This window comes from Mesorhizobium sp. M2A.F.Ca.ET.042.01.1.1, assembly GCF_003997405.1.
In the GTDB taxonomy this organism is placed as follows: Bacteria; Pseudomonadota; Alphaproteobacteria; order Rhizobiales; family Rhizobiaceae; genus Mesorhizobium.
In genome coordinates this window covers 1-8,362 of the sequence record NZ_RZRX01000263.1, presented here as the reverse complement: position 1 = coordinate 8,362, position 8,362 = coordinate 1, and the positions used below count along the sequence as shown (strand labels likewise).

Sequence of the window (8,362 nt, the reverse complement as noted above, 5' to 3'; positions counted from 1 at the left end):
GCATAGGGCTCGGCAGCCGCCTGTTCAAGGCGGCCAAGGCCCGGCTCGCCGACCACGGCTTGCGCGGCCTTGTGGTGTGGGCGCTGGAAGACAACCACAACGCCCTGGCCTTCTATGCCGGCAATGGCGGTCGCGATATCGCCGAAGGCGTCGAGGTCTTCGAGCAGAAGGCGCTGAAGAAGGTCGCCTTCGTCTGGAACGACTAGCGTCGCCGTCCCAAAACTGCCGGACGGTTTGGGACACGCATCAGATTACAATCGATTACAAACTGTGTGCGCCTCCATTAGCGCTGCGCACTATTCGACGCATTGCGCCATGACGCGTCCCCCGCTATCGGTCCTTTCAATCGAGAGAGGGATTTGACCATGCGTATCGAAGCGATTGCCACCGGGAAGAACCCGCCTGAAGACGTCAACGTCATCATCGAGGTGCCGATCGGCGGCGAGCCGATCAAATACGAGATGGACAAGGAGGCCGGCACCTTGTTCGTCGATCGCTTCCTGCACACTTCCATGCGCTATCCCGGCAATTACGGCTTTGTGCCGCACACGTTGTCGGGCGACGGCGACCCGATCGACGTCCTGGTCTGCAACACCCGCGCGCTGGTGCCGGGCTGCGTCATCAATGTGCGGCCGATCGGTGTGCTGATCATGGAAGACAATGCCGGCCAGGACGAGAAGGTGATCGCCGTCCCCTCGCCCAAGCTGACGCTACGCTACGAGAACGTCACCGAATACACGCATCTGCCGGAAATCACGCGACAGCAGGTGCAGCACTTCTTCGAGCACTACAAGGATCTCGAGCCCGGCAAATGGGTCAAGATCGAAGGCTGGCACGATTCCAAATACGCCAAGAAGATGATCGTCGACGCGATCGCGCGGGCCAAGGCCGCGAAATAGCGCGAACCTCTTGCCTCATCGGGAGATGGCCGGCGGAAGCTGTTACCGCACGGCCTTCTCGCCGCCGGCAGCCGTGATTACGCCGACGATGATCAGCCCGGTCAGCACCAGCCGCACGCCGGCGCTGACGCCGAAGGTGTTGAGCATGGTGAGCAGCAGCACCAGGAACAGGCCGGCGCCCCAGACGCCCGGCACGTTGGCCTTGCCGCCGGCGACCGAGGTGCCGCCGATGACAACGACCGCGATCGAGGCGAGCAGGTATTCGTTGCCGATGTCGACATTGGCGCCGCGGAAATAACCGGCAAGCAGCGCACCGTCGATCCCGCCCAGCGCCCCGCACAGCGTGTAGGTGAGGAAGCGGATGCGGCCGACATGGACGCCGGCCAGCCAGGCGGCGCGGATGTTCTGGCCGATCGCTAGCACCGAGCGGCCGTAGATCATGCGCTGTAGCGCAAGTGCAGCGCCGATCGTGAACAGCACAGTCAGCATCGCCAGCACGGGTATGCCCAGCACCTGCCAATTGGTGAAGTCGGCGAAGCCCGGCGGCGGCTTGATCTGCAGGCCGCGGCCGTAGCTGATGTCGACCGACTGGATGATGAAGCTCGCCGACAGCGTCGCGATGATCGGCGGGATGCGCAGCGCCCATATCAAGAGATAGTTGATGGCGCCGATCGCAGCGCCCGTGGCGAGCGCGGCAAGCAGCCCGACGAGGATCATCGAATCGCTGCCGCCCATCACCTTCATGGCGACGGCGCTGGCCAGGCCGATATTGGCCGGCAGCGACAAGTCGACATTGCCGGGTCCGAGCGTGATGACGAACATCTGGCCAACGCCGACGATGACGGTGAAGACGGCGAGCGAAAGTGCTGCCGTGACCATGCCGCCGGCGCCATAGCCGCCGGTGAATATGACCGTCGCCACCCACACGACGAGCGCGCCGGCGAAGGACCAGAGCCAGGGTTTTTCAAGCAGCGTCCGCACCGAGGTCATCGCTACCGCTCCCTGCGGCTGATCAGCACGCGCGCCGCCAGCACGATGATCAGGATCGCGCCATTGGCAGCGACCTGCCAGTCGGGCGGGATGTGCATGAAGGTCAAAAGCGGTGAGGCCGCGAGCGCCAGCGTCAAAGCGCCGAGCACCGCGCCGATCGGTGACACGCGCCCGCCGACGAACTCGCCGCCGCCAAGGATGACGCCGGCGATCGAGAGTAGCGTGTAGCCATTGCCGATATTGGCGTCGGCCGACGTGGTGATGCCGATCAGCGCCATGCCCGACAGAGCGCCGAACAGGCCGGTCAGCGCAAAGAGCACGATTTTGGTTTTGAGCAGCGACCAGCCGGCGCGTCTCAACGCCGCGGCATTGCCGCCGGAGCCGCGCAGGATGACGCCGTAGGAGGTGCGCATCAGGCCGAAATGCACGACTGCGGCGATGATCAGCGCGGCAAGGATCGGGAACGGGATATAGGGCGGTTTGAAGGACATGATCGACAGCAGCCAGTCCGGCGCCTTGCCGCCGGGCTTGGGCAGAACGAGGATGGCAAGCCCCTGCCAGACAAAGCTCATGCCGAGCGTCACCACGATCGACGGCAAATTGCGCAGATGGATCAGCGCGCCGAGCAAGGCGTAGACACCGATCGAACCCAGCAGCACGAGTATGCCCAGCAGCGGCGCGTCGCGCAGCCAGGTCGCGGTGACGCAGCCGACGAAACCGACGAAGGTGCCTATCGACAGGTCCAGCTCGTTGCCGGCGATGACGAACATCTGCGCGATCGTCGCCAGCGCGATCGGGATCGCCAGATTGAGCATCAGGTTGAAGCCGAAATAGCTGATGGCGCGCGGATTGAGCCAGGCAATCGCCATCAGCACCAGCGCCAGCGACAAAGCCGGCAAAAGACCGCGCAGCAGGCGGGCCCTGGCGGCGCTGCCGCGCTGCGAGGATTTCGGGAGCGTTCCGGGAGCGATCGCGGTCATGTCAGGCCGCATCGCCGAACGAGGACTGGATGATCTTTTCCTCCGTCAGCTCGTCGCGCCCAAGATTGGCGACGATACGGCCGTTCTTGAAGACATAGACATGGTCGCAATTGTCGAGCTCTTCGGTCTCGGTGGTGTACCAGAGGAAGGTGCGGCCCTTGGCGGCCTCCTCGCGCACGAGGTCGTAGACTTCGAGCTTGGTGCCGATGTCGACGCCGCGCATCGGATCGTCCATCAGCACGATCTCGGCGTCGGAGCCTAGCGCGCGGGCAAACAGCGCCTTCTGCTGGTTGCCGCCCGACAGCGAATAGATGTTGTTGTCCATGTCCGGCGTTCGGATGCCGATCTTCTTCTTCCAGAATTCGGCGAGCTCGGCCTCGCGCTGCGGCGAGATCAAAAGGCCGTTGCGCAGTTTAGCCAGCGAGCGGATGCCGATATTCTGCGCGATCGACCATTGCGAAAAGATGCCGTCCGACTGGCGGTCGCCGGCGACCAGCGCCACGGGCGCCGTCACCTCGATGCCAGCCTTGGCGCGGGCGGCCGCCGAGAAGATCGCCAGCAAAAGGTCGGTCTGGCCATGGCCGGCAAGCCCGGCGAGGCCGATGATCTCGCCGGCCCGGGCGACGAGTTCCTTGCCGTCCTGCTGCCTCGCCGGGCGCGCCCGCACCTTGAGCGCGCCAGGCTCGGTCTTGCGGGCCTCGGTGGCGACCTTGTGATGGCCTTCGGCGCCGCCCATGGCGGCGACCAGCTTGTCGCGGTCGAAGGCATCGGCGGCATCGGCCGCGACCACCTTGCCGTCGCGCATCACCACGATGCGGTCGGCGTTCTGCAGCACCTCGCCCAGCACATGCGAGATCAGGATGCAGCTGCCGCCCTGCTCGACGAAGCGGCGGACGAAGGAAAGCAACTGCCCGGCGGTGTGCGCGTCAAGCGACGAGGTCGGTTCGTCGAGGATGACCAGATGCAGCGGCTCGCGGGTCAGCGTGAAGGCGCGCGCCACCTCGACCATCTGCCGCCTTCCGATCGAAAGGTCACCGGCAATGTCGTCCGCCGAAATGCCGTGGTCCGGGAAGATCTCGTCGAGCTTGGCGCGGATGAGATCGGCGGCCCTGCGCCGCCAGCCGAAACCGGCGAGCGAGGGATGATTGATGCGGGTGTTCTCGGCGATGCTGAGATTGGGGCAGAGCGACAGTTCCTGGAACACGCAGCGTATGCCGAGTTCCAGCGCGCGCGCCACGGAATAGCTCGCCTCCTGATTGCCGCGCACCGCGATCTGCCCGCCATCCGGCCGCAGTGTGCCGGCCACCATATGCATGAGCGTCGACTTGCCGGCGCCGTTATGGCCGACAAGCCCCACGCATTCGCCCGCGCCGACATGGAAGTCGACGCCGTTGAGAGCCCGAACGGCGCCGAAATGTTTCTCGGCGCCGTTCAGCCTGACGATGTCGGTGTTTGCCTTGAGCATGCTCAACGATACCCGGCTGGCGATGCGGCTGGCAAATTCACGCCGCCATTACTTGATGTTGGCTTTGATTGCCGCGATGGCCTCTTCCTGCGTGTATTCGTGCGTGGCGACGCCGCCTTCCTTGATCTTCGGCAGCGCGGCCTCGAAATCGTCCTGGGTGAAGGCGAGATAGGGCACCAGGAGGTCGTGCGGAATGTCCTTGCGGCCGTCGAGCACCTGCTGCGCCACCCAGAAGGCCAGCGTCGACACGCCGGGCGCGATCGAAGCCGACCAGGTCTTGTAGCCGTCCTTCTCCTTCTGCTCCTTCCACCACTTCAGCTCGTCCTGGCGGTTGCCCATGATGATGGTCGGACGCGGCTTGTTGGCGGCTGCGAAGGCTTGCGCCGCGCCATAGCCGTCGCCGCCCTGGTCGACGATGCCGACGACGTCGGGGAGCGAAGGCAGGATGGTCGCCACCGCCTTCTGCGCCGTCGTCTGATCCCAGTCGCCGGTCACCGAGCCGACGATCTTGAACTCGGGATGAGCGGCGACGCCCTCGAGGATACCGGCATGGATGGCATCGTCGATCGAAGTGCCGGCGAGCCCGCGGATTTCCAGCAGATTGCCGCCCTTGGGCTGGAACTTGGCCATCTGCTCGACTTCCTGCTTGCCCATGTCCTTGAAGTCGACGACGACCCGATAGGCGCAAGGCTCGGTCACGATGCCGTCAAAGGAGACGACGACGATGCCGGCATCGCAGGCCTGCTTAATGGCGCCGTTCAGCGCATCGGGCGAAGCCGCGTTGATGACGATGGCGTCATAACCCTGCAGGATCAGGTTCTGCACCTGGGCGGCTTGTGTGGGCACTTCCTTGTCGGCGGTGGTGAAGACATCCGCCGCGGCGACGATCTTGTCCTCGACCGCCTTCTTGGTGACGATGCCGTAGCTGTCGAGCATCGCCTGGCGCCACGAATTCCCGGCGTAATTGTTGGAAAAGGCGATCTTCTTGCCGCTGGTGTCGGCAAGCGCGGTGCCCGAGGCGAGCATCGCCGCGAGTGCACCCAATACGAGCAGTTTCTTCATGTCGGTTCCTCCCGAGGTTGCTGATCTTGACGAATGGCCGTGACGTGTAGCGCCTGTTTTTTATCTATTGTCAGACAAATTTCGAGGAACTGCAAGCTGTCAACGGCAAAGCTTGATGGGCCACCGATCAACTTGCGGTGCGACGATTGAAAAGCCTCCCGCTGATGGTCTAGGAACGCGGCAGAAGAGAGGTTTGGATGGCAGTAACGCCGACCGTTGCCAAAGGCGCGCCCGGGATTCCGGCGCGCTGGACATCAAGCGCCAAGAGCGGCGTCGGCACCGCCCTTTCGGCAAGGAGCCCGCTCTGGTTCACCATCAGTCACGGCATCTTGAACGAGATTTATTATCCGCGCCTCGACAGCGCCTGCACGCGCGACCTGGGGCTGATCGTCACCGGTCCGGGTGGCTATTTTTCCGAAGAGAAGCGCGATGCCGCCCATGCCGTCGAACCGTTCGAGGACGGGGTGCCTGGCTACCGACTGACCAACACCGCATCCGACGGCGCGTACAAGATCGAGAAGCGAATCGTTACGGATTCGAAACGACCCGTTCTGCTGCAGGAAATCAGCTTCATTGCGCTCAAGGGAGCAGCGGCAAACTATCGCGTCTACGCGCTGCTCGCGCCGCATCTCGTCAATGCCGGCATGGGCAACACGGCCTGGATCGGCGAGCACAAGGGACAGCGTCTTCTCTTTGCCACCGGTCGCGGCGTCTCGCTGGCGCTTGCTTCATCCTTGCCCTGGGGCGCCTGCTCGGCCGGCTATGTCGGCTTTTCCGACGGCTGGCGGCAACTGCATGACAGCGGGGCGCTCGATCCTTCCTGCCAGGTAGCGGAGAACGGAAATGTGGCTCTTACCGGCGAGATCGGCTTTTCGGCCGGCAAGACGGTTGCGCTGCTGGCGCTCGGCTTCGGCGCTTCGCCGGAGGAAGCCGCCGACCTTGCGCTTGCAAGCCTGAAACAGGGTTTTGAGCCGGCCGCGAAAACCTATGTCGACAATTGGCGGACATTCCAGGCAAGGCTGGAAAAACTCGACCGCCGCGGCGCCTCCGGTCTAAACACCTACCGCGCCAGCACGGCGGTGCTGGCGACACACCTGTCGGTCGCCAGGCCCGGCGCCGCGGTAGCCAGCCTATCGATCCCCTGGGGCTTCAACAAGGGCGACGACGACCTCGGCGGCTATCACCTCGTCTGGCCGCGCGACCTGGTCGAGACGGCGGGCGGCTTCCTTGCCGCCGGCGACGGCAGGCAGGCGCTGCAGATCCTCGCCTATCTGCGTTCGATCCAGCAGCCGGACGGCCACTGGCCGCAGAATGTCTGGTCCGACGGCACCGCCTATTGGCCGGGCATCCAGATGGACGAATGCGCCTTCCCGCTGCTGCTCGCCGACGCTCTGCGCCGCGCCGGCCATCTGCCGAAGCCGAAGCTCGCGGACGTCCTGGCCATGATCGAGAACGCGGCCGCCTATGTCGTGCGCAACGGCCCGGTCACCGGCGAGGACCGCTGGGAGGAGGATTCCGGCTACAGCCCCTTCACCTTGGCCGTGGAGATAGCGGGCCTGCTCGCCGCGGCCGACATGCTCGATGCCTGCGGCAAAAGTGAGCCGGCAAACTATCTGCGTGAAACCGCCGACAGCTGGAACGACCAGATCGAGCGCTGGACGTATGTGACCGGCACCGAGGCGAGCGCCAAAGCGGGCGTCGAAGGCTACTATGTCCGCATCGCTCCGCCCGACGACGGCGGCGCCGCCTCGCCGAAGGACGGCTTCGTGCCGATCAAGAACCGGCCGCCGGCCGATACCGACAGGCCGGCCGAGGCGATCATCAGCCCGGACGCCCTGGCGCTGGTGCGTTTCGGACTGAGAGCCGCGGACGACCCGCGCATCCTGAACACCGTCAAGGCGATCGACGCCGAGCTGCGCTGCGACCTGCCGCAGGGGCCGCTCTGGTACCGTTACAGCGGCGACGGCTATGGCGAGCACGAGGACGGCTCGCCTTTCGACGGCACCGGCCAGGGACGGCCATGGCCGTTGCTTGCCGGCGAGCGCGCCCATTACGAGTTGGCCGCCGGCCGCAAGGACAAGGCGGCGCAGCTGCTGGAGACTTTCGAACGCTCGGCGGGCGTGGGCGGCCTTCTGCCCGAGCAGGTCTGGGATCGGCCCGACATTCCGGACCGCGAGCTGTGGCTGGGCAAGCCGTCCGGCAGCGCCATGCCGCTGGTCTGGGCGCATGCCGAGCACATCAAGCTGTTGCGCTCACTGCGCGACGGCGCGGTCTTCGACCTGCCGCCGCAGGGCGTCGAACGCTACATCAAAGGCAAGACGGTCTCGCCGCTGCGGACATGGCGCTTCAACAACAAGATCCGCTCCATCCCCGCCGGCAAGCTGTTGCGCGTCGAGCTGTCGGCGCCCGGCGTCGTCCATTGGAGCAGCGACAAATGGCTGACGGTGCAGGACAGCAGGACCGCCGAAAATGCGTTTGGCATCCATCTGGTGGATTTGCCCGTTGACCGCCTGCAACCGGGAACCACCATCGTCTTCACTTTTTTCTGGCCGGAAGCGATGCATTGGGAGAATGTCGACTTTACCGTCGCGATCGACAAACCAAACGGCCAGTGACTTCTTCTTTCCTCAAGCAATCGGGATGAAACCATGCAGATCGGAATGATGGGGCTGGGCAGGATGGGCGCCAATATGGTGCGGCGTCTGATGCGCGACGGCCATGAATGCGTCGTCTACGACATCAATTCGGCAAGCGTCGCCGGCATGGTCAAGGACGGCGCCATTGGCGCCGCCTCGCTGGAAGAGTTCGTCGGCAAGCTCGCCAAGCCGCGCTGCGCCTGGCTGATGCTGCCGGCCGCGATCACCGGCAGGATCGTCGACCAGGTGGCGACGCTGATGGAGCCGGGCGACATCATCATCGACGGCGGCAATTCCTACTACCACGATGCCGTCGACCAGGCGGCGAAG

Annotated in this window: 8 protein-coding genes; 4 read left to right on the top strand and 4 right to left on the bottom strand. The window is 64.8% G+C overall.

Features of this window, described 5'->3' with window-relative positions; genetic code table 11:
• Positions 1-206: GNAT family N-acetyltransferase (locus EOA23_RS28415; protein ID WP_145966502.1), on the top strand; the 206-nt coding region annotated here is incomplete at its 5' end.
• A gap of 159 nt (positions 207-365) precedes the next feature.
• Positions 366-899: an inorganic diphosphatase gene (gene ppa / locus EOA23_RS28410; protein WP_040991510.1), complete on the top strand. Its 534-nt coding sequence runs from the start codon at positions 366-368 to the stop codon at positions 897-899.
• Between the two features lie 42 nt (positions 900-941).
• On the opposite strand, the gene EOA23_RS28405 is transcribed toward ppa, so the two are convergent.
• From EOA23_RS28405 to EOA23_RS28390, 4 genes are read right to left on the bottom strand one after another with little or no spacing between them, the layout of a single operon-like run.
• Positions 942-1,889 (bottom strand): ABC transporter permease, encoded by a 948-nt coding sequence (locus tag EOA23_RS28405; RefSeq protein WP_126063717.1) that lies wholly within the window; start codon positions 1,887-1,889, stop codon positions 942-944.
• 2 nt (positions 1,890-1,891) lie between these two features.
• Positions 1,892-2,869 carry an ABC transporter permease gene (locus EOA23_RS28400; RefSeq protein ID WP_189341737.1) on the bottom strand — a complete coding sequence of 326 codons (978 nt, stop codon included), beginning with the start codon at positions 2,867-2,869 and terminating at the stop codon, positions 1,892-1,894.
• Position 2,870: 1 nt separating this feature from the next.
• Positions 2,871-4,334, bottom strand: a complete 1,464-nt coding sequence (locus EOA23_RS28395; RefSeq protein ID WP_127306593.1) for a sugar ABC transporter ATP-binding protein — start codon at positions 4,332-4,334, stop codon at positions 2,871-2,873.
• A 48-nt stretch (positions 4,335-4,382) separates the two neighbouring features.
• Positions 4,383-5,396: an ABC transporter substrate-binding protein gene (locus EOA23_RS28390; protein ID WP_127306592.1), complete on the bottom strand. Its 1,014-nt coding sequence runs from the start codon at positions 5,394-5,396 to the stop codon at positions 4,383-4,385.
• A gap of 197 nt (positions 5,397-5,593) precedes the next feature.
• On the opposite strand from EOA23_RS28390, the gene EOA23_RS28385 reads away from it, so the two are divergent.
• Together EOA23_RS28385 and EOA23_RS28380 are read left to right on the top strand one after the other, a co-directional pair.
• The gene (locus EOA23_RS28385; RefSeq protein ID WP_127306591.1) at positions 5,594-8,011 is read left to right on the top strand and encodes a glucan 1,4-alpha-glucosidase; all 2,418 of its coding nucleotides are present in this window, start codon (positions 5,594-5,596) and stop codon (positions 8,009-8,011) included.
• 33 nt (positions 8,012-8,044) lie between these two features.
• Positions 8,045-8,362: NAD(P)-binding domain-containing protein (locus EOA23_RS28380; RefSeq protein WP_245474369.1), on the top strand; the 318-nt coding region annotated here is incomplete at its 3' end.